The 19,470-nt window shown below is 57.9% G+C and carries 20 protein-coding genes and 1 tRNA gene; 15 read left to right on the top strand and 6 right to left on the bottom strand.

Features of this window, described 5'->3' with window-relative positions:
- The first annotated feature begins 27 nt into the window (after positions 1-27).
- Positions 28-747 (top strand): SapC family protein, encoded by a 720-nt coding sequence (locus GTQ55_RS17045; protein ID WP_161859806.1) that lies wholly within the window; start codon positions 28-30, stop codon positions 745-747.
- 8 nt (positions 748-755) lie between these two features.
- Positions 756-1,472: a DUF6445 family protein gene (locus GTQ55_RS17040; protein ID WP_161859805.1), complete on the top strand. Its 717-nt coding sequence runs from the start codon at positions 756-758 to the stop codon at positions 1,470-1,472.
- Positions 1,473-1,675: 203 nt separating this feature from the next.
- On the opposite strand, the gene GTQ55_RS17035 is transcribed toward GTQ55_RS17040, so the two are convergent.
- Entirely contained in the window at positions 1,676-3,040 is a 1,365-nt protein-coding gene (locus tag GTQ55_RS17035) for a C13 family peptidase (RefSeq protein ID WP_161859804.1), read from the bottom strand.
- A 305-nt stretch (positions 3,041-3,345) separates the two neighbouring features.
- Positions 3,346-4,035 (bottom strand): monofunctional biosynthetic peptidoglycan transglycosylase, encoded by a 690-nt coding sequence (mtgA, locus tag GTQ55_RS17030; RefSeq protein WP_161859803.1) that lies wholly within the window; start codon positions 4,033-4,035, stop codon positions 3,346-3,348.
- A 986-nt stretch (positions 4,036-5,021) separates the two neighbouring features.
- Between mtgA and GTQ55_RS17025 the strand changes: the two genes are divergently transcribed.
- Positions 5,022-5,942 (top strand): protein kinase family protein, encoded by a 921-nt coding sequence (locus GTQ55_RS17025; RefSeq protein ID WP_161859802.1) that lies wholly within the window; start codon positions 5,022-5,024, stop codon positions 5,940-5,942.
- A gap of 407 nt (positions 5,943-6,349) precedes the next feature.
- Here the strand turns inward: GTQ55_RS17025 and GTQ55_RS17020 are convergent.
- A tRNA-Arg gene (locus tag GTQ55_RS17020) sits at positions 6,350-6,426 on the bottom strand.
- Positions 6,427-6,646: 220 nt separating this feature from the next.
- On the opposite strand from GTQ55_RS17020, the gene GTQ55_RS17015 reads away from it, so the two are divergent.
- Positions 6,647-7,066 carry a c-type cytochrome gene (locus tag GTQ55_RS17015; protein WP_161859801.1) on the top strand — a complete coding sequence of 140 codons (420 nt, stop codon included), beginning with the start codon at positions 6,647-6,649 and terminating at the stop codon, positions 7,064-7,066.
- Positions 7,067-7,175: 109 nt separating this feature from the next.
- Here the strand turns inward: GTQ55_RS17015 and rep are convergent, their stop codons facing one another.
- Positions 7,176-9,209: a DNA helicase Rep gene (rep, locus tag GTQ55_RS17010; RefSeq protein ID WP_161859800.1), complete on the bottom strand. Its 2,034-nt coding sequence runs from the start codon at positions 9,207-9,209 to the stop codon at positions 7,176-7,178.
- Between the two features lie 191 nt (positions 9,210-9,400).
- Between rep and GTQ55_RS17005 the strand changes: the two genes are divergently transcribed.
- The 6 genes from GTQ55_RS17005 to GTQ55_RS16980 all read left to right on the top strand — a co-directional run bounded on the left by GTQ55_RS17005 (position 9,401) and on the right by GTQ55_RS16980 (position 13,643).
- Positions 9,401-10,282, top strand: a complete 882-nt coding sequence (locus tag GTQ55_RS17005; RefSeq protein WP_161859799.1) for a helix-turn-helix domain-containing protein — start codon at positions 9,401-9,403, stop codon at positions 10,280-10,282.
- A gap of 93 nt (positions 10,283-10,375) precedes the next feature.
- Positions 10,376-11,791: a hypothetical protein gene (locus tag GTQ55_RS17000; RefSeq protein WP_161859798.1), complete on the top strand. Its 1,416-nt coding sequence runs from the start codon at positions 10,376-10,378 to the stop codon at positions 11,789-11,791.
- A 56-nt stretch (positions 11,792-11,847) separates the two neighbouring features.
- Positions 11,848-12,081: a DUF3565 domain-containing protein gene (locus tag GTQ55_RS16995; protein WP_161859797.1), complete on the top strand. Its 234-nt coding sequence runs from the start codon at positions 11,848-11,850 to the stop codon at positions 12,079-12,081.
- Positions 12,081-12,536 carry a YaiI/YqxD family protein gene (locus GTQ55_RS16990; protein ID WP_161859796.1) on the top strand — a complete coding sequence of 152 codons (456 nt, stop codon included), beginning with the start codon at positions 12,081-12,083 and terminating at the stop codon, positions 12,534-12,536. The genes GTQ55_RS16995 and GTQ55_RS16990 overlap by 1 nt, the downstream gene beginning before the upstream one ends.
- Positions 12,537-12,538: 2 nt before the next feature.
- The gene (locus GTQ55_RS16985; RefSeq protein WP_161859795.1) at positions 12,539-13,066 is read left to right on the top strand and encodes a GNAT family N-acetyltransferase; all 528 of its coding nucleotides are present in this window, start codon (positions 12,539-12,541) and stop codon (positions 13,064-13,066) included.
- A 13-nt stretch (positions 13,067-13,079) separates the two neighbouring features.
- Positions 13,080-13,643, top strand: coding sequence for a GNAT family N-acetyltransferase (locus GTQ55_RS16980; RefSeq protein WP_161859794.1), 564 nt, complete (start codon positions 13,080-13,082; stop codon positions 13,641-13,643).
- Here the strand turns inward: GTQ55_RS16980 and GTQ55_RS16975 are convergent.
- Positions 13,630-15,120: a YifB family Mg chelatase-like AAA ATPase gene (locus GTQ55_RS16975; RefSeq protein WP_161859793.1), complete on the bottom strand. Its 1,491-nt coding sequence runs from the start codon at positions 15,118-15,120 to the stop codon at positions 13,630-13,632. The genes GTQ55_RS16980 and GTQ55_RS16975 overlap by 14 nt on opposite strands.
- 86 nt (positions 15,121-15,206) lie before the next feature.
- The gene (locus GTQ55_RS16970; protein WP_161859792.1) at positions 15,207-15,428 is read right to left on the bottom strand and encodes an accessory factor UbiK family protein; all 222 of its coding nucleotides are present in this window, start codon (positions 15,426-15,428) and stop codon (positions 15,207-15,209) included.
- A gap of 448 nt (positions 15,429-15,876) precedes the next feature.
- Between GTQ55_RS16970 and GTQ55_RS16965 the strand changes: the two genes are divergently transcribed.
- The 5 genes from GTQ55_RS16965 to GTQ55_RS16945 all read left to right on the top strand — a co-directional run bounded on the left by GTQ55_RS16965 (position 15,877) and on the right by GTQ55_RS16945 (position 19,438).
- Positions 15,877-16,590 (top strand): TorF family putative porin, encoded by a 714-nt coding sequence (locus GTQ55_RS16965; RefSeq protein WP_237567740.1) that lies wholly within the window; start codon positions 15,877-15,879, stop codon positions 16,588-16,590.
- Between the two features lie 56 nt (positions 16,591-16,646).
- Entirely contained in the window at positions 16,647-16,985 is a 339-nt protein-coding gene (locus tag GTQ55_RS16960; RefSeq protein ID WP_161859791.1) for a P-II family nitrogen regulator, read from the top strand.
- Between the two features lie 91 nt (positions 16,986-17,076).
- Positions 17,077-18,336, top strand: a complete 1,260-nt coding sequence (locus GTQ55_RS16955) for an ammonium transporter (RefSeq protein ID WP_161859790.1) — start codon at positions 17,077-17,079, stop codon at positions 18,334-18,336.
- A 114-nt stretch (positions 18,337-18,450) separates the two neighbouring features.
- Positions 18,451-18,789 carry a P-II family nitrogen regulator gene (locus GTQ55_RS16950; RefSeq protein ID WP_043319767.1) on the top strand — a complete coding sequence of 113 codons (339 nt, stop codon included), beginning with the start codon at positions 18,451-18,453 and terminating at the stop codon, positions 18,787-18,789.
- Positions 18,790-19,225: 436 nt separating this feature from the next.
- Positions 19,226-19,438: a hypothetical protein gene (locus GTQ55_RS16945; RefSeq protein ID WP_161859789.1), complete on the top strand. Its 213-nt coding sequence runs from the start codon at positions 19,226-19,228 to the stop codon at positions 19,436-19,438.
- Positions 19,439-19,470 lie beyond the last annotated feature (32 nt).

Here is a 19,470-nt window from a genome sequence, read left to right as displayed (position 1 = left end):
AACAACAAGAATTTCGAGGTATCGAATATGACAAGACTGGTAGCGCTGAACAGTGAGCACCACCGAGAACTCCGTATCGACACCGGCAAAATAGAGCGGCAGGGTGCAAATCTCCGCATGGTCCCGGTGATGCCGGGGGAATTTCTGAAACTGGCGATCGACTATCCGATCGTGCTAACCAAAAATGCCGAAACCGGCCAGTTTGTCTGCGTTGCGCTATTCGGGTTCGCCGACGGGGAAAATCTGTACTGGCAGGACGGCCGTTGGGACTCACTGTATACGCCGCTGAATATCGCCCGCCAGCCATTCTTTGTCGGCAGCGGTGACGACGGCCAGCCGATGGTGTGCGTCGATGCACACAGCCCTTGCGCGTGCAGCGAAGGGGCCGGTGAGCGACTGTTTGACGAAGATGGCAAGGCTACGGCCTACCTCCAGAAGATTCAGGGCATGCTGGCACAGTTGCTCGATGGCGAAAAACAGAGCGCCGAGTTTGTACAGCAATTACAGCAACTGGAGTTGATTATACCAATGCACCTTGAGGTGACCTTTGCCGACGGCAAGGCGCAGCGGGTCGAGGGGCTCTATACGGTGGACGAGAAAAAACTGCAAGCGCTCGCCGGCGAACCACTGCAGCAGCTCCACGTCAGCGGCGATCTGGCCCGTATTCACACCATGCTCACATCCCTCGGCCATATCTACGCGCTGATCGAGCGCCGCAATCGTCGCGAAGCCACCGCGGCCGCTTGAGGGTGGAAATGGAAACCGGCGTCGGGAAATTCGCCTGCGCGGCAGAGCCGCGGTGCGAAGTCGTATCCGTCGGCAACGAGCAGCTGCCGGTGCTGGTGGTGGACGGCCTGGCGGCGGAGCCGGAATTGCTGTTGGAATATGCCGCTGCGGCACCGGGCTTCAGTGCCCGCGCAGGTGACTACTACCCGGGCCTGCGCAAGCCGCTGCCATCGGCCTACACTGAAAATCTGTGTGCAACCCTGGACAAGACCCTGCGCGAGGTCTTTCAGCTGCCCAGCACGGCCGCCGCCGAGCCGCTACTGTGCGCCCTGTCCATTGCCACGACGCCGGCGGAGAAACTGCGCCCAATCCAGCGGTTGCCGCATTTCGACAGCAGTGACCCGAATCAGCTGGCGGTGGTGCACTACCTGTGTCCACCGCAGCTCGGCGGTACCGCTTTCTATCGACACCGCGCCAGCGGCTTTGAGTCCATCGACGCGGATCGACTGTATGGCTACGCTGCCGCGCTCAAACAGCAGGTAATGGCTTCGCCGCCGCAGGGCTATACCAGCGGCGACAGCCAGCTGTTCGTGCAGACGGCTCGCTTCGATGCACAGTTCAACCGTGCGCTGATCTACCGCGGCAACCAATTGCACTCCGGCCTGATAAACGCCACCACAGGGCTGTCCGCTGATCCCCGCGCCGGCCGCCTGACCGCCACAAGCTTTATTCGTTTTACGCGCTGACCTGCAATCCTAAGCGCGAACAACTGAATGGACGGCCGCGACACCTTGTGCTCGATCCTATAGGTTGATAGATCCAGCGGGAGTCCTGTGCCGAGCTTGCGCCCACTGGCCGCCCCCGTTTGTTGTGCGGGAGTATTTCTTTTGCGCAGCCCCACGATGCACTGGACTGTCGCCCAGTGGGCAATCGATGGGCAAGGTAGTGCTCAACGTCGCGCCGTGGCCGGGCTGTGCCACCACTGTGAGAATTCGCGGCCAATCGCATGCTGGGGCAGTGAGTGAGACTCTTCGTCGATGCCCTGCTCTTTTTCCATCTCGGTAACGCGCTGGTTTGCCGCGACAAACCAGTCGGCGGGGTCGTGCACGCCATCATCCAGTGCAGCGCCATAGAGCGCGGCACTGAACCAGGTGCGCTCGGAGTCATTGCTACAACCGAAGGACGTGCGATCACTGGCGGCGGAGGTAAATACCACCCGGCTTGGTGTTGCCAGTGCGTCTTTCCAGTGTCCGGAGTAACAGGCGGAGACCACGATCCACTGGTGTTGTGCCTTGAGTGCATCGAGCCACTGCTTGCCATCGGCGACGGAGAGATCGTTCAGTGCCATGCTTGAGTCGTCGAGGTACAGGCTGCCGTTGGCATCGCCATGACTGACCAGGTGCACCAGTAACAAGTCCTCTTCCGGGTTCATTACCGCGTCCAGCGCCTGCAGGCTTGTCCGTATACTGGTGCGTGTTGCAAGAGGAAGTGCGTCACTGCCATTGCTCAGGCGGATCTGGCGCTGTTGCGTATCGAGTGCCGTGTCGAGCCTGTCTGCCACCCAGTGGACCTCTCGCTCGAATACACCCTGGGTGCCATCGCCGCCCACGATCAGGGTATATACATCTCTCACGCCGGGACGCTGCGGGGCAATATTCGACAGGGCCGTCTGCAAGCGCTCAGCTTCGCTGTACAGGCGGGACTCCAGAGTGCTTTGCGCCTCCGTTACCCCGCGTTGCCACGCATCTTTACTGGCATAGTACTGATCGTTGACGAAGTAGCCCGGCTCCTCGTGCAGGGTGCCATCCGCCCCTGTGTATTCGCGAATGCCCTTGCCATTCGCCTGGCCGGATTCGAATCGGGCGCGGATGGCGGTGCCTTCGTCAAAGGCCAGAGTGCCTTCGCCGTGAGGCTGAAAGTCCTGCAATTCTCCGGTATAGGTGCCGAAGCCCACCCAGGTAATGGTTCCCTCGGCCAGGTCTCCCTGCTGGAAGTTGCCCGCCCAGATCGTGTCCTCGCAGGTGTAGCGGCCCGGACCGTTGAAGTCGCCCCTGGCAAACTCGCCCTCATAGATACAGCCGTCGGCGTAGGTAAATTTGCCCTGGCCTCCCAGCATTCCTTTTCTGAAACCGCCCCGGTACTCGCGGCCGTCGGGCCAGATCAGTTCGCCCTCGCCGTGGAACAGACCGCCCTCCATCTCGCCGTTGTATACCGAGCCGTCGGGCAGTTCGGTGCCACCACCAAACTGTACGGGCTTGCACGCGGCAAGCAGCAGGACCAGGGCGGGAAGGGCAAGGTGTACGGCGTGATTCATTGGGGATACCGGTTTTACATTATGGGTCGATGTTATCCGCAAGGTGGCGTAATTTCGACCGCTTTGCGGAGCGTGTGGCATGGCGAGGGTGCTGGGGGATATCCAGTCGATATTCACAGGTCTGCCCCGAGAAACTGTGGGTAACCCCGGCTGTCGATAAAGGTTGTGGAAAGAGTGTGTATAGGAGGGGCGAGAAGAAGGTGAGTTAGACCGCTTGCGCGGCGAGTGGCCAGCGTTTCGTTGAATGCAATGAACCTATCGGCAGAAGTATCGTGGTAATAACGAAGGCTACCCGGCTTTTACATTTACAGCGAATCGACATAGCGAGCGCCGCCCAGCTGTCGCGCCTGGCGGTTGATGGTATGGGCACGGCCCTGTACATACTCGGATGGGTAGCTGGCCGACATGCGTCTGGGGCTCGGCAGTACGGCTGCCAGCAGTCCGGACTGCCAGCGGCTGAGGTGCCGGGCAGAATTGCCGAAATGGTGACGCGCCGCGGCTTCTGCGCCATAAACACCCTCGTCGAATTCGGCAATATTCAGGTACACCTCCAGAATTCGCTGCTTCGGCCACAGCAGCTCCATTAGCAGGGTAAACCAGGCTTCCAAGCCTTTGCGTACATAGCTGCGCCCGTTCCACAAAAACAAATTTTTGGCCGTCTGCTGGGTGATGGTGCTGGCACCACGGGTGCGCTTGCGGTTTTCACTGAAGGCTTTTTGCAGCGAGCCGAAGTCGAATCCGAAATGCTGCGGGAACTTCTGGTCCTCCGCAGCGATGACCGCCATTTGCAGGTTGGGCGAAATATTTTCCAGCGGTTGCCATACCTGTTGCGCGTTGCGGCCGTGCTCAATTTGCCAGTGCTGAATGACCATGGAGGAGGGCGGGTTGACCCAGCGGAGTGTGAGTACCAGCAGTGTACTGGTGACAGCAAAAGCGGTGCCCAGCCATAGAGCGAGTTTGACGGTGCGCTGGAATATGTACTTTGGGCGAGCCATGTTTTCCGGTGATGGAGGTTGAGGATAATAAGAGGGTATTTTAGCGCTTGCCGTTTCGGGTAAATATAGAGGCGGTCACGGAGGGAGAGAGTATTCGCTTTGTTTGGTCGCGGCTGTGTAGTGTTATGCCTTTGTGAGTGGAGCATGGGGATTGGTCGAATGGGCTAAATTGAGAGACGTCGACCGAGAGGATTAGCTCCCTGCGGTTGCTGGTCTCCGGCGCTGCGCGCCTCCGGCTCGAACCCCTGACCTTCGCCTCCGGAGGGCGACGCTCTATCCAGCTGAACTACGGGCGGCCTGTTTGGCCTAGGGGGGGGTAAATTTGCGCCAAGGATTACCGCCAAGTGCGGCGGCAGATAAATACTGGAATATTCAGAATACCGTAGCCAAAAAGAGTTGGCTGATACAAATCCCACTTAGGCATCCGCAACCTTCAACTAAGGCTGCTGCAAACGCAGGCCGGGCCATATTAGGCTCGATTTGGGTTGAGCCCGGATCAAGACGCAACCTTCACATAAACTTAAAGGTTTTTTTACGCAACGGTAATACTCAAAGCCGATACTAAAGCCTAAGTAAAATAACTTAAGCGAAAACGGTGCTTATTATGAAGCTTTCACCTGCAGATGTTAGCCTTATGAGACTGGAGGCTTCACTCTCTCAGGCTGCGAATGATACCGCCAAAGGCCAAGAGGCCGCGAAGCCAATTATCGATATTCGCACTTTTACTAAGTCTATCAAGCGATCGAGTAAAACTATATTTCAGCGTATAAATCTAATCGCCCACAGAAAATCATAGGTTGTGCAGAACCCTTAAATAGGGTTCACCATATGCGGGCGTAGTGTAGAGCCGCCATTCTGGACAAAATCGTGCACCTGGGTCATTATCGACCAATCTAGCGTGTAGCTAGTGTTACGTCAAATGCCTGGACGAGATTCTGCGAAGCAAATTTTCGCGAATATATCCTTAGAGAATGGAGACTCTGTTAATGGAGCAAGGACTGGCGCCTAGCGAGGCAATAGAAAAACTCTCTCCCATTATTAAAAAAAATCTGAATGATTGGGATATCGAGCACATCAAGCCACTTGCTGCGCCGAAAGCCGTTCTAGACGATACAGCAAAATTTCTACTTTTTAATAAGCAAAGAATACCGGAAGCCGTGTTGATTTGCGGCAAGACTGAGTTTGGTAATCTTGCAGGGAGAAGCGCCGAACGAGTGAGTAACATTCGAGCCAGCCTGCAGGGAGACGAAAAGAAAGCGGTGTTGGCACCTTTAGACTATGGCGATATCAACGGTCTTAACTTCGCACTATGGCCTTACAGAAAACCACTAAGTGGAAATAAAATATTAGGTCGACTTCAACGTTATTCGCTGAGAAAAAAAATACTTTCCTGGCTGCATAACGCTACCCATCAAACCATACAAAAACCTTTGAATGCCGAGCTTGAAGAAGTATTTATAAGCCCGCTTAAGGCGCTTCAATCATCTGAAGAGATAAAAGGAACGCTGGATAAAAGAGTCCATAATTTCATCGGTAAAATCGAAAGCCAAAGCTGGAAGCCAGTCTTTACTATGGCCCATAATGACCTTTGGGTTGGAAATGTATTAAATGCCAAAGATAACAAGTATAAAATCTCTGTTATTGATTGGGCTGGTTCAAATCTTAAAGGTATCGCTATATTTGACCTTGTCAAAATTTGTATTGATTTACGTGTGCGCGGCAATGCTTACTCGATCGAAGTCAAAAAAGCCTGCGACCTCCTCGAATGTGATATGCATGATTCGGAAGGCTATCTATTAGCATCAATGGCCTTGCTGTTGCAAAATATCGAACATTTTCCGCGCGACCGATTTTTTAAGCTGCTGCAGCGTGTTCATCGATTTCACATGTCGAATCTAGGCCTTTAAATATCTACATTCAATACATTGAAAATAACTCACTAGGTGGCACGCTTCTCTGAGCCAGTCTATCTCATCGAGTCTTCCCGCTACTACGATTGACGGGGTTCGCTTTTCGTATCCCCTGGTGACGAATCAGTGGTTATAGCTGGTCTTAGGGAAGGGAGGGCACGGTGTCGTCAGTATGTCGAGCCCTCCAGGACCTAGTAACAGTCACATTCAAATCACCCGCTATCAGCGCCGCTTCAAGTTGGACTCAGAGCGAAATTCGAGCTGCGGGGCCAAGAAACGGGAGCAGGCCTAGGGCGAGTGGGGATGTGCCAAGTTTGACATTGCCAATGTTGGTCCGCCTCTTGTGGCGGCTGGCTTGGCACCGACGAAGAAAAGGCCACCCGTTGGGTGGCCTTTTTTGTATATGGCCCGCCCGAGAGGATTCGAACCTCTGACCTTCGCCTCCGGAGGGCGACGCTCTATCCAGCTGAGCTACGGGCGGAAATTGCGCCAAATTTCAGGGGGTTAGTAACCCCGGCGCGGAGGCGGATTATACAGAAGGGGTGTGGCAGGGCAAAGGGAAATGGCCGGTGAGGGTGGACTATTGCTGCGCAGGCCTTCGCAGCGGCGGGCGCTATGCTTATAATGCGCCGCTGATTGGTAGAGGTTTGTGGCGAAATCGCCGGAATCTGCGGGCCGGCTAGGGCCTTTAGGGGGAATGGATGAAAGTTGTAATGAATTTTGTAGCGGCACTGGCCGTAGTGGCTGGTGCGGCAGTAGCCGTGGCTCAGTCTGTTGATGAGCAGATCGCTGAGCGTCTGGCGCCGGCGGGCAAGACCTGCATGAAGGGCGATGAGTGTGCGGCGGCAGCGCCGGCAGCCAGCGCTTCCTCCGGTGGTACACGCAGCGGTGAAGAAGTGTACAAAGGGGCCTGTTTCAGCTGTCACGGCACCGGTGCCGCGGGCGCACCCAAGTTCGCCGATGCGGCAGCCTGGGCACCGCGTGCCGAGAAGGGCATCGATACCCTGTACACTCACGCGATCAATGGCTTCAACGCGATGCCGGCCCGTGGCCTGTGCATGGACTGCAGCGATGACGAAGTGAAAGCTGCTGTCGACTACATGGTGGAAAACAGCAAGTAAGCGATCGCTTACTCTGTAACCATAAAAAAGGCCGCTCCGGGAGCGGCCTTTTTGCTTTCTGGTTGTCATGTGGGCTGCCGCGGCTGCTGCTCCATGCGCCTTCGGCCCCTCAGTCAAACATGCTGAGCAGCGATCCCAGCATTTCCTCACCCTTGGCCTGGTTCTGTTCCGGCGTCGCCTTGCCAAACCCTTCAAACAGGCAGTCCTCTTCCGGCAGCTCCTCCAGGAAGCGGCTGGGGGTGGTGTCCTGGTTTTCGCCGAACATCTTGCGCTTGCCGGCCAGGGTCATGGTCAGGGTTTTCTGCGCGCGGGTGATGCCCACATAGGTGAGGCGGCGCTCTTCCTGGATATTGTCGTCCTCGATGCTGTTGCGGTGCGGCAACAGGTTTTCTTCCATGCCGATCATGAACACATGCGGGTACTCCAGGCCTTTGGAGGCGTGCAGGGTCATCAGGCTGACCTTGTCAGTGGCTTCCTCCTCTTCCTGGCGGTCGAGCATGTCGCGCAGGATCAGCTTGGAAATGGCCTGTTCCAGTCGCACGTCCTGCTCCAGCTCATCGTCGGTGCCCTCCATGGTCTTCATCAGGCTATCCAGTAGCCAGTAGACATTCTCCATACGCTTTTCGGCGACTTTCTCGCTGCTGGCGTTTTGTGAGAGCCAGCCGGCATAGTCGATATCGTCGAGCATTTCCCGCAGGGCGGTTTCCGGGCTGTTGTCGCGACAGTTGCGCGCTACGCCCTCCAGCCAGTGGGAGAAGCGGTCGAGTCGCTCGTAGCCCGCTTCGGTGATGTGCTCCTTGAAGCCCATCTCTGAGCAGGCGCGCAGCATGGAGATCTCGCGTCCCTTGGCGTAGTTGCCCAGAGCCTCCAGGCTGCTGGTGCCGATCTGGCGGCGCGGGGTGTTGATGATGCGCAGAAAGGCGTTGTCGTCGTCCGGGTTCACCAGCAGGCGCAGGTAGGCCATCACGTCCTTGATTTCGGCGCGCGCGAAAAAGCTCGTACCGCCGGACATCTGGTAGGGAATCTGGTTTTCCTGCAGCTTCATCTCGATCAGCCGCGCCTGGTGGTTGCCCCGGTAGAGCACCGCAAAGTCCATAAACTTGCAGCCGCGACGGGCCTTCTGCAGAAAGATCTCGTTGGCCACCCGCTCCGCTTCCTCGTTTTCGTTGGCCACCTTGAGTATGCGGATCTCGTCGCCGAGCCCCTTGTCGGACCACAGCGCCTTGTCGAATTCGTGCGGGTTGTGGGCGATCAGGTGGTTGGCCACCTTGAGGATACGGCTGGTGGAGCGGTAGTTCTGTTCCAGCTTGATCAGGCGCAGGTTGGGGTAATCCTGCTTCAGCTGACTCATGTTCTCCGGGCGCGCGCCGCGCCAGGCGTAGATGGACTGGTCGTCGTCACCCACCACGGTGAGGCCGCCGCGGCTGCCCACCAGCATTTTTACCAGCAGGTACTGGGAGCTGTTGGTGTCCTGATACTCATCCACCAGCAGGTAGCGGATTTTCCTGCGCCAGCGCTGCAGTAACTCGGGGTCGGTGTCGAACAGCTGCACCGGGATCATGATCAGGTCGTCGAAGTCGACCGAGTTGTAGGCCTTGAGGGCGTCACAGTAGCGGCCATAGGCCACCGCCATCGCCTGCTCGCCCGGGCTCTGGGCCTGCTCCAGTGCCTGGCGCGGAGACAGCATGTCGTTCTTCCAGTTGGAGATCTGGTTCTGTACCCGGTCCAGCAGGTCGGTGTCCAGGTCGCCGTCGCGCAGCATCAGTTCCTTGATCAGGCTGCGGGCGTCCTCCGAGTCGAAAATGGAAAAACCGGGTTTGAAGCCGGCGGCGCGGTACTCCTTGCGCAGGATATTCAGCCCGAGGTTGTGGAAGGTGGACACGGTGAGGCCGTGGGAGGCCTTGGATTTCTTGCCGTCGGGGCCGGTGATCAGCTTGCCAACCCGTTCCTTCATCTCCCGCGCGGCCTTGTTGGTAAATGTCAGTGCGGCGATATTTCGCGCCTGATAGCCGCATTGTTCGATCAGATAGGCGATTTTCCGCGTAATCACACTGGTTTTGCCGGAGCCGGCACCGGCCAGTACCAGACAGGGACCGTCGATGTACTTTACGGCTTCCGACTGGCGGGGATTGAGTTTGGTCATAGTGGCAACTGGGTCGGGTACTGCTGGGGGCCACTGGGGGCCACTGAATTGTGTCGACAAAGATCGTGATTCTACCAGCCGCACTCCGGGTTGGCTGCGCCCGGTATTGGATTTATATTGACCAACGCGACGACGAGAAGCCCTCCCTCGGGGAGACAATAGAAGAACAACCGATAACGCAGGTCCGCACTATGAAGACCAACACATCGCCCAGCCTGGCGGATCAATCCCGCAGCGAGAGCGCCTTCGGGCGCATGATGCACTTCTGGCGCAAAACCCTCGGGATGTCCCAGGAGCAGTTGTCGGAGGATCTCGGCGTTTCCACCCGCCATATCAGCTTTCTCGAGACCGGGCGCTCCCAGCCCTCGCGTCTGGTGGCCGCGGCGCTGGCGGACTGCTTTGGCCTGAGTTCCCGCGACCGCGCCTACCTGCTGACGGCGGCGGGATTCTCGGCCGATCAGTCGGTATTCGAGACCCCGGAGCTGGCGGTGTGGATGAACAAATCCATGCAGAACGCCATGCGTCGCGCCGAGCCGGAACCCGCGTTCGCGCTGGACAACTTCGGCCGTGTGATTGCGGTGAACCGCGCCTGGCTGGCGTTCTTCCTGCCCAGGGTCGATCCGGCGCTGCTGGAAGAACCCAACATGTACGAGCTGGTAATGAGCCCCAATGGCCTGCGCCCGCAGCTGCACAACGGTATGGCGCTCTCTTGTGGCCTTGCCCTGTACCTGGCCATGGAAACCCTGCAGAGCGACGATCCCAGTGGCTGGGCCATGCTGGAACGACTGGAGGCCAACGGCACCCTGCCGGACAACTGGCGGCAGCTGGCGCGCAGACTTATCCACACCAGCGATTACCCGCTGGCGCTGAATACCGATGAGGGCGTGGTGAACCTCACCGTGTACAACGACACCCTGTCTTCCACCTCCCAACTGGTGCAGCCGCGGCTGCTGGTGGGCAGGATCTACCGCGACGACGGCAAGCGGGTGGTCACTGATCTGGAACTGGAAGCGGTGCCGTCGGATCACCCGCTGCTGTACCGCCCCCTGATGCACGCGCAGGTGCCGGAATAGAAGGCTGTCGGGCATATTACCTGACAAATAATGGCCCGCGCCCTGAGCCATGCCTAAGCTGGTTGTTGATAAAACAATAACGAGCGCAAAGCGATGGATCAGACCAACTCCCCGGGCGGCCGCCAGGGCTCCTCTCTCCCGAAATCCGGCGGCTGGCGCTGGGGGCCCTTTACTTTCCGCGTACCTTTCCTGCACCTGAAGCTTGTTCCCTCACAGTTTGTGCAGGGGCTGGTGGTGGCCAGTGGCACCAGTCTGATCATGGCGCCGGTGATGATCGGCTACTTCGGCCTGTCGTTCGAGGAGGCGCTGGCACTGCTGATGCTGGCCAACACAGTGCTGTGCGCGTCGTTTGTGGTGTTCGGTGAACCCTTTGCCCCGGGCATGCTGACCCCGGCCTTCCCGCTGGTGCTCACCTTTATCGTCAGCGGCTATCCCGAGGGGCCGGAGCGCTTCCAGGTGATGACCGCACTGTCGTTGACCCTGGCGGGTATAGCGCTGGTGTTCAGTCTGTCGGGACTGTCGCGCCGCATGATGAGCGCGCTGCCGGTGGCGTTGAAGGCGGGGATTATCTTTGGTGCCGCCATATCCGCCCTAGACCGGGTGTTTATCAAGGACGTGGCGCTGTTCGAGAGCCATCCCTTCAGTGCCATCACCGCACTTCTGGTGTCACTGCTGTTTACCTTCTCCGCCCCGGTGCAGGATCTGCGCACCCGCCACAAGTGGCTGGATAGCGTCTGCTGTCTCGGTCTGTTGCCGGGGTTTGTGGCCGCTGCAGTGGTGGGGGTGATCGTCGGTGAAATCCAGTTCGACATCCGTTGGGGATTGTTCCTGCCGCCGGTGGCGGAGACCCTGGCCAAGGTGTCTCCGCTTAGTATCGGCTGGCCGCCGGCGTCCATGTATCTGGAAGTCCTGCCGCTGGCATTCGTTGCCTACGTAATTCTGTTCGGAGATTTCGTCACCGGTACGGAAATGATCCACAGCGCACAGCCGGCGCGGGAAGACGACCCCATCGACACCAACTTCGAGCGCAGTGAAATCGCGGTGGCATTGCGCAATGCCGTTTCCGCGGTATTCGCGCCACTGTTTCCCTACCAGGGCGTGCTCTGGACCGGCGTGCACGCGGTGGTGATCCAGACCTGGCGCCGCGGCCAGGACAAGATGCGTAACCTGCACAGCGGTATCGGCTCCTATTACGGCTTCGGTCTGCCGCTGATTTACCTGTGCTGGCCCTGGATCAGCCTGATCAAACCGATCATGGGCATCGCCCTGATGCTCACCCTCGCACTCACCGCCTTCGCCTGCATCATGGTGGCCGCGCCACTGGTGAAAAAGCCGCTGGAAATGGTCTGTGCCCTGGTGATCGGTTTTATGCTCGCCATGTTCGATGTGTGGACGGCGCTGGGCGCAGCGGTGTTCCTGCTCATCTTCATCAACGGCAATCTGCCCGGCTGGAAGAAAAAGACCGATACCCCCAAACAACCCTCACAGGTGGCCCCCGCGGGAGATTAGTTTTTACCTCCCGCATTTATTTGTCTATAAAGGCACCTCAATGAGGTGCCTTTTTTATGCTGCAACCCATCACCGGCTACCACCGCGACGACGAAGACCACTGGGTGGCGCAGCTGGCCTGCGGCCACAACCAGCATGTGCGCCACGACCCGCCCTGGCAGAACCGCCCCTGGGTCACCACGGCCGAAGGTCGTACCCGGATGCTCGGATTCAAACTTGCGTGCAAGAAGTGCGATGAGGGCGCCCCCGCAGATGAACAACCGCCCTCACCACCGAGAGAGAACGATTAATGCCAAAAATCTGGGTTGATGCCGACGCCTGCCCGACGGTCATCAAGGAAATCCTGTTTCGCGCTGCCGAGCGCACCGAAACCGAAATGACGTTGGTGGCCAATCAGTATGTGCGGGTACCGCCGTCGAAATATATCCGCGCTGTCCAGGTCTCCTCCGGGTTTGACGTGGCGGACAATGAAATCGTTCGCCAGTGCGAGGCCGGCGACCTGGTGATTACTGCGGATATACCTCTGGCATCGGAGGTAATCGACAAGGATGCCACCGCACTCAATCCCCGCGGCGAGAAATACTCCAAGGCGAATATCCGCGCGCGCCTGAATATGCGTGACTTTATGGAAACCTTGCGCTCCAGCGGCGTGCATACAGGTGGTCCGCCGCCGCTGGGCCAGCAGGAGCGCAAGGCATTTGCCGACCAGCTGGACCGCTGGCTGGTACAGGCTAAGAAAAAATAGCGATGCAAGGGGCTGATCTGGCGTTTACCCGTTTTTCCGAAACACATCTGTCACAACTGATGGGGTGGATAGATTCGGAAGCCCAGTGCCGGCAGTGGGGTGGGCCACGATTTCGCTTCCCTTTTGACGCCCGGAGTTTCACCGAAGATTGTTGCTGGCGCGAGCTTCCCAGCTTTGTGCTGGAGGATGCTGCAGGCTGTGCAGTGGCCTTCGGGCAATACTACAACCGTCTCAATTGCTGCCACTTGGGCAGGTTAATCGTTGCGCCAGCCGTGCGAGGCCTGGGTGTGGGACGCCAGTTGATATCCAGGTTGGTTGCGCAGGGATGTCGAGAATTTGGATTGAACCGCAGTTCCCTGTTTGTGCTGAAAAAGAATCAGCGCGCCCTGGCGCTCTATGAAAAGCTCGGGTATCGCAAGCAAATCTATCCTGAGCCCGTGGAGTGGCTTGACATGTGTCATTACCTGGTCGCGCCAGCGAAAGAAATTCTTGCAGCAACGAACTCCTCGACCGATAAGGTGGGGAAATAAGAGTCCGACAACAATGACTGACCGGATTGAACCGAAAACTGCGCGGTTGCAGTTGCGTCAGTGGCAGGACGCGGATCGCGAGCCCTTTGCGCAAATGAACGCGGATTCCCGTGTAATGGAATTTTTTCCGGCGACCCTGACGCGCGCGGAGAGCGATGCGGGGATCGATCGCCAGATCAGGCATATCGAAAAATATGGCTGGGGTTTCTGGGCGATTGAAAGGTTGGAAGATCGTAAATTTATCGGCTTTGTCGGGATCAAACATGTCGCCGACGATATGCCGTTCGCGCCAGCGGTGGAAATCGGCTGGCGACTGGCCGCGGATGCCTGGGGCAGGGGTTATGCCAGTGAGGCGGCGCGGGCCAGTCTGCAGGTAGCGTTTGAGCAACTGGGATTGGCCGATGTTGTTTCATTTACCGTGCCGGCAAATGTGCGTTCCCGTGCGGTGATGGAAAAACTCGGCATGATGCAGGAACAAAATTTCCTGCATCCGGCGCTTCCACCGGGGCACCCGATGCAGGAGCATGTGCTGTACAGGCTGGATGCCCGTGGCTACACCATGCCTAAGCGGGCATGACGGTTTTGCGATCCAGATTGCGGTAGGCCAGCGCCTCGGCAATCTGCCCTGTGCCAATTTCTTTCCGCCCGCACAAGTCCGCCAGCGTGCGCGCGACCTTCAATACCCGGTGATAACTGCGCGCGGACAATCCCAACTTTTCCACCGAGGCGCGCAGCAGAGTGCTCTCTGCACTGCCAAGCTGGCAGAATTCATCCAGTTCAGCGCCAGCCAGTTCCCCGTTGATTTTTTTCTGCCGGTCCAGCTGGATCTCCCGCGCGATTCGTACGCGCTCGCGAACGGTTTTCGAGCTTTCTCCCGCCGGAGCGTCCTGTAGCTGACTCGCGCTCATGCTCGCCACTTCCACCTGCATATCGATGCGGTCGAGCAACGGGCCGGACAGTTTTCTGCGGTAGCGGTCGATCTGGTCCGGGGTGCAGCGACAGCGGGGTTCGCTGAGATAACCGCAGGGGCAGGGATTCATCGCGGCCACCAGCTGGAAGTCTGCCGGGAAGGTGACCTGGGCGCGCGCGCGGGAGATGCGCACCTCACCGTTTTCCAGCGGCTCGCGCAGTATCTCGAGGGCGGAGCGCGGGAATTCCGGCATCTCGTCCAGAAACAGAACCCCGCGGTGGGCGAGGCTGATCTCGCCGGGACGCGGGTTGCTGCCGCCGCCGACCAGCGCCGTCGGTGAGGCCGAATGATGTGGCGCGCGGAACGGACGCTGGCGCACCCGGTCGAGACCAGCGCTGGAGTAGAGCGCGGCCACCTCGATCATTTCGCGGTCGGTCAAAGGCGGCAAAATACCGGGCAGGCGGCTGGCGAGCATGGTCTTTCCGGTACCGGGCGGGCCGTAAAAAAGCAGATTGTGCGAGCCGGCAGCAGCCACTTCCAGCGCGCGGCGGGCTTTCAGCTGGCCGCGCACGTCCGCGAGGTCAGCGCAGATGACGGCATCCTGCTCGGCGTCCTGTACCGCATCCGGCAACGGCTCGCGGCCGTGCAGCTGCGCACATACTTGTAATAGTGTGGATGCGGCCTTGATCGGGGTGGCGATCAGCGCGGCCTCACACGCTGATTCATTATCGGTGACCAGAGTGCGGCCGCTGTCGCGGCAGGCCATCGCCGCGGGCAGCGCGCCGGGAATAGGGCGCAGACTGCCGGACAGCGCCAGTTCGCCGATGAATTCGTAGCTTTCCAGTGTCTCACCGGGCACCTGCCCGGAGGCGGCGAGGATGCCGAGGGCGATGGCCAGGTCGTAGCGCCCGCCGGCCTTGGGCAAATCTGCCGGCGCCAGGTTGACGGTGATGCGCCGCTGGGGAAATTCAAAATGGCTGTTGACGATGGCGCTGCGCACCCGGTCGCGGCTCTCGCGCACCGCAGCCTCGGGCAGGCCGACAATATTAAATGCGGGCAGCCCATTGGCGAGGTGGGTCTCCACCGTGACCAGTGGTGCCTGAATGCCCAGCTGTGCGCGGGCGTAGGTAATGGATAGGCTCATTTTCTTCCCTGAAAACAATCTTCCCTAAAACAATCGTCAGTGAAATTCAGTCTGACCTGAAACTGGCCGGCACTGCGCGGCGCGGATCAGTCGTCCAGTCGGCTTTCTAGATCCCGGACCTGCGCCTCCAGTTGTGCGAGCTTCTCCTCCGCCCGCGCCAGCTTGGCTGCCTGGATGTCAAATTCGCGCTGGCTTACCAGTGGCAATTTACCCATCGCGACTTCCAGTGCATCGCGCAGGTCACTGCTGATGACTGCCCCCTGTTGTTGCAGCTCACTTAATAACTGTTGCAATTTATCCCGGGCCACGCGCAATTCTCCACTAAGAAACCGCTTTAAAACGAAGCGAAATAGTACCGCAGCGGGGTTTTCCGACCAAGCAGTGATTGCCGTGCGCCGACATGGTTCACGCCACAGGAGCCGCACCGGCACTGTGCTCGCTGGTGGTGCGGGTTCCATTTTGGTGCGCACTGTTTTTGCGCAAATTTTCTGACCGGTCCGTTCCAGACGCTGGTTTTACGTCCACAAACCCACCTAACCCGCTGATTTCCCGCAGAGTTTTTAAAGTTGGCACTAACTCTGCAAGTACCCCTGTGCAAATCGCCCTGGCAATGGAGGCAGGGGATAGGTCTTCAGTGAAGTGCCTGGGCGAGTGCGGCGGGTACCGTCTCCCCGGTGTGGTCAACGCCGCAGATATAAAAAAAGTAAGACGAGCATTTCACACAGAGATCAAGGAGAACCAAAAGTGGGAATCAAATTGAATAACAAAGTTGCCGCCCTCGTATCCGGAAGCGTACTGGCCATGGCCATTAGCGGTGCAGCAACTGCTGCTGACGGTCCCAGCTTTAGCGCCAATGTTGGCGTGGTGAGCGACTACCGCTTCCGCGGTATTTCCCAGACCGACACCGGCCCGGCAGTGCAGGGCGGCGTGGACCTCGATATGGGTAACGGCGTTTACCTGGGTACCTGGGCATCCCAGGTGGACTTCGCCTACGGCGCAGACGAGACCAAATTCGAACAGGACTTCTACGGCGGTTATGCCGGCGAGACTGCGGGCGGCGTGGGCTACGACGTGGGCTACATCTACTACGCCTACCACGGTAGTGACTGGGATGAAGATTACCAGGAAGTGTACGGCAGCCTGAGCTTCGGCGACGCCAGCCTGGGCTTCGCCTACTCCGACGACTACTGGCTGCAAAGTGGTGCTTTCTACTATCTGAGCGCCGGTTACTCCTTCAGTCTGGCGAACGATATCTCGTTGGACCTGAGCGCTGGCCTGAACTTGTTTGATGAAGAGATCTTCCTGGATGGATCGGATTCCTACATCGATTACTCCGTGTCTGTTGGCAAGGAGTTTGGCGGTCTGGCTCTGAGCGCTTCTCTGGTAGGAACCGATGTAAGCGACCAGGAATGTTTCTACACCGATTGGTGTGAGCCGACTGTACTGGCTGGTGCTTCATACAGCTGGTAACAGACAAAACGAATTGGGCCCGCTCTCTGAGTGGGCTCTCATCTTAGGGGGAGACCATGAAACTGGTAACCGCAATTATCAAACCTTTCAAGCTCGACGCAGTGCGCGATGCACTGGCCGAGGCTGGTGTTAAAGGCATCACGGTGAGCGAAGTCAAAGGTTTTGGGCGGCAGAAAGGCCATACCGAACTCTATCGTGGAGCCGAGTATGTGGTGGATTTTCTGCCTAAAACCATGTTGCAGATCGCCGTTGAAGACAGCCAGGTAGATTCTGTGTTGGAAGCTATCGGCACTGCAGCGCAAAGCGGCAAGATCGGTGACGGCAAGATCTTTGTTGCAAACCTTGAGCAGGCAATCCGCATTCGTACCGGTGAAACCGGCGCGGAAGCGATCTAAATAACAGAACAGATTGCCAGAACGATTCTTTGATCAATCGACAATAACTGCCGGGGCAACTCGGGAAAGTTTGGGTTAAACGGAGCGAAAAATGGAAAATCAAATTTTTCAATTGCAGTACGCAATTGATACATTTTATTTCCTCGTGTGTGGTGCACTGGTCATGTGGATGGCAGCGGGCTTTGCCATGCTGGAAGCGGGCCTGGTGCGTTCCAAGAACACCACTGAAATTCTTACCAAAAACGTGGCTCTGTACGCGATCGCGTGCACCATGTATCTCGTTAGCGGTTACGCCATCATGTACGACGGCGGCTGGCTGCTGAACGGCATTCAGGACTTCGATCTCGAAGGTGTACTCGCTGCCTCCGCAGAAAATGGATTCGAAGGCGATTCCGTTTACTCCGGTGCGTCCGATTTCTTCTTCCAGGTAGTGTTCGTCGCTACAGCAATGTCCATCGTTTCCGGTGCAGTTGCTGAGCGTATGAAGCTGTGGAGCTTCCTGGTATTCGCTGTTGCCCTGACCGGCTTCATCTACCCGATGGAAGGTTCCTGGACCTGGGGTGGTGCTGAAGTATTCGGCCTGTACAACCTGGGCGACCTGGGCTTCTCCGACTTCGCCGGTTCCGGCATCGTTCACATGGCGGGTGCCGCTGCTGCTCTGGCTGGCGTACTGTTGCTGGGTGCTCGTAAAGGTAAATACGGTCCGAACGGCGAAATCTACGCCATCCCCGGTGCCAACCTGCCGCTGGCTACCCTCGGTACCTTCATCCTGTGGATGGGCTGGTTCGGCTTCAACGGTGGTTCCGTTCTGAAACTGGGCGATGCTGCCAACGCACACTCCGTGGCCATGGTGTTCCTGAATACCAACGCTGCCGCCGCTGGTGGTGCCGTAGCCGCGCTGATCACCGGTCGCATCCTGTTCGGCAAAGCTGACCTGACCATGCTGCTGAACGGCGCCCTGGCCGGCCTGGTAGCCATTACCGCTGAGCCCTCCACCCCGACTGCCCTGCAGGCAACCCTGTTCGGCGCCCTGGGCGGTATCCTGGTGGTATTCTCCATCATCACCCTGGACAAGCTGAAGATCGATGATCCCGTTGGTGCTATCTCCGTGCACGGTGTGGTTGGTCTGCTGGGTCTGCTGCTGGTACCAGTTACCAACGACGGCTCTTCCTTCAGCGGTCAGCTGATCGGCGCTGCCACCATCTTCGTATGGGTATTTGCCGCCTCCTTCGCTGTCTGGTTCGCCCTCAAGCTCATCACCGGTATCCGTGTTACCGAGGAAGAAGAGCAGCAAGGTGTTGACTTGGCCGAGTGCGGAATGGAAGCTTATCCGGAATTTATGAGCAAGTAAGCGCTCATAAGATGGCCGCCGGTGACTGGGACCACTCCCCCCGGCGGCAAAAGAATCTTCCGGCACCGGTTTTCGGGCCGGTGCCCGCAAGAAACATAATCAGGGGATAAGCCAATGAAATTGATTACGGCTGTAGTTAAGCCATTCAAACTGGACGACGTGCGCACTGCGCTGTCCGAAGTCGGTGTACAGGGCATGACTGTTACTGAAGTCAAAGGCTTCGGTCGCCAGAAGGGTCATACCGAGCTCTACCGCGGCGCTGAATACGTCGTGGACTTTCTGCCCAAGGTAAAACTGGAACTGGCGGTGGACGACAGCATGGTCGACAGTGCCGTTGAAGCCATCACCAAAGCCGCGCAGACCGGCAAGATCGGTGACGGCAAAATCTTTATCACTGCGCTCGAAGAAGTCATCCGTATCCGCACCGGCGAAACCGGCAGCGAAGCGGTCTGATCAAAGAATCCGACACAGTGTTTTCTAAGCCCCGCGTGCGGGGCTTTTTTGTGCCTGAAATTCGAGCAATTTGAGTCAGTCGTTCGAGTGGCGGACAAATATATTTGATGCTGTGAGCGTCATCAAAGTTGTGGCGCTAGAAATTGCATAACCAAGCGCAATAAATCGGGTAAAAATCGATCAAAAAAACTCTACCGAATTCGGGAACCTTTTCTGGCAGGCTGTCTGGACACTGCCTATAAATATTTCGCCGCAGGAAAGTTTCCGGCCGACGGATTTGGTTTGCAGTTTTGGATTGGCATTTTTGCTGAAGCGAGTGCCGAGACAAATCTCCGAAGCAGGTCCGCTCAGCCCGCGCGGGTTTCCCGGGAAATATCTGCGGCAGCAGGGGTATTCCCTCTGTAACAAGGGGTATCAAGTTACAGGGTAAATTGACATGAAAGACGACCAGTCCAGCGCTCGCTCGAAAGACAATGACGACTTCGGCGAAGAGCGCACACTTTCCTCCCGTCATCGGGCCCGCAGTCAACTGAGTGCCGAAGTCGAGGCTTTCCTCGCCAGTGGTGGTGCTATCAATGAGGTGGCACCGGATGTATCGGCAGACCCGCCGCGCAAGCCGCAGCCGAAGTACGGCAGCCGGCCGATCTGACGGCAGCGTAATCCGCGTTTTTATAGCGGTCG

It is taken from the genome of Microbulbifer hydrolyticus (assembly GCF_009931115.1).
Classification (GTDB): Bacteria; Pseudomonadota; Gammaproteobacteria; order Pseudomonadales; family Cellvibrionaceae; genus Microbulbifer; species Microbulbifer hydrolyticus.
This window is presented reverse-complemented; position numbering and strand designations above follow the sequence as displayed.

Excerpts from the sequence above, each read along its gene's own strand:
- GTQ55_RS16950 (WP_043319767.1), top strand. The coding sequence starts at position 18,451 with ATGAAATTGATTACGGCTGTAGTTAAGCCATTCAAACTGGACGACGTG.
- GTQ55_RS17040 (WP_161859805.1), top strand. The coding sequence starts at position 756 with ATGGAAACCGGCGTCGGGAAATTCGCCTGCGCGGCAGAGCCGCGGTGC.
- GTQ55_RS17025 (WP_161859802.1), top strand. The coding sequence starts at position 5,022 with ATGGAGCAAGGACTGGCGCCTAGCGAGGCAATAGAAAAACTCTCTCCC.
- GTQ55_RS17005 (WP_161859799.1), top strand. The coding sequence starts at position 9,401 with ATGAAGACCAACACATCGCCCAGCCTGGCGGATCAATCCCGCAGCGAG.
- rep (WP_161859800.1), bottom strand. The coding sequence starts at position 9,209 with ATGACCAAACTCAATCCCCGCCAGTCGGAAGCCGTAAAGTACATCGAC.
- GTQ55_RS16955 (WP_161859790.1), top strand. The coding sequence starts at position 17,077 with ATGGAAAATCAAATTTTTCAATTGCAGTACGCAATTGATACATTTTAT.
- GTQ55_RS16985 (WP_161859795.1), top strand. The coding sequence starts at position 12,539 with ATGCAAGGGGCTGATCTGGCGTTTACCCGTTTTTCCGAAACACATCTG.
- mtgA (WP_161859803.1), bottom strand. The coding sequence starts at position 4,035 with ATGGCTCGCCCAAAGTACATATTCCAGCGCACCGTCAAACTCGCTCTA.
- GTQ55_RS16975 (WP_161859793.1), bottom strand. The coding sequence starts at position 15,120 with ATGAGCCTATCCATTACCTACGCCCGCGCACAGCTGGGCATTCAGGCA.
- GTQ55_RS17000 (WP_161859798.1), top strand. The coding sequence starts at position 10,376 with ATGGATCAGACCAACTCCCCGGGCGGCCGCCAGGGCTCCTCTCTCCCG.
- GTQ55_RS17045 (WP_161859806.1), top strand. The coding sequence starts at position 28 with ATGACAAGACTGGTAGCGCTGAACAGTGAGCACCACCGAGAACTCCGT.
- GTQ55_RS16995 (WP_161859797.1), top strand. The coding sequence starts at position 11,848 with ATGCTGCAACCCATCACCGGCTACCACCGCGACGACGAAGACCACTGG.
- GTQ55_RS17035 (WP_161859804.1), bottom strand. The coding sequence starts at position 3,040 with ATGAATCACGCCGTACACCTTGCCCTTCCCGCCCTGGTCCTGCTGCTT.
- GTQ55_RS16960 (WP_161859791.1), top strand. The coding sequence starts at position 16,647 with ATGAAACTGGTAACCGCAATTATCAAACCTTTCAAGCTCGACGCAGTG.
- GTQ55_RS16980 (WP_161859794.1), top strand. The coding sequence starts at position 13,080 with ATGACTGACCGGATTGAACCGAAAACTGCGCGGTTGCAGTTGCGTCAG.
- GTQ55_RS17015 (WP_161859801.1), top strand. The coding sequence starts at position 6,647 with ATGAAAGTTGTAATGAATTTTGTAGCGGCACTGGCCGTAGTGGCTGGT.
- GTQ55_RS16945 (WP_161859789.1), top strand. The coding sequence starts at position 19,226 with ATGAAAGACGACCAGTCCAGCGCTCGCTCGAAAGACAATGACGACTTC.
- GTQ55_RS16990 (WP_161859796.1), top strand. The coding sequence starts at position 12,081 with ATGCCAAAAATCTGGGTTGATGCCGACGCCTGCCCGACGGTCATCAAG.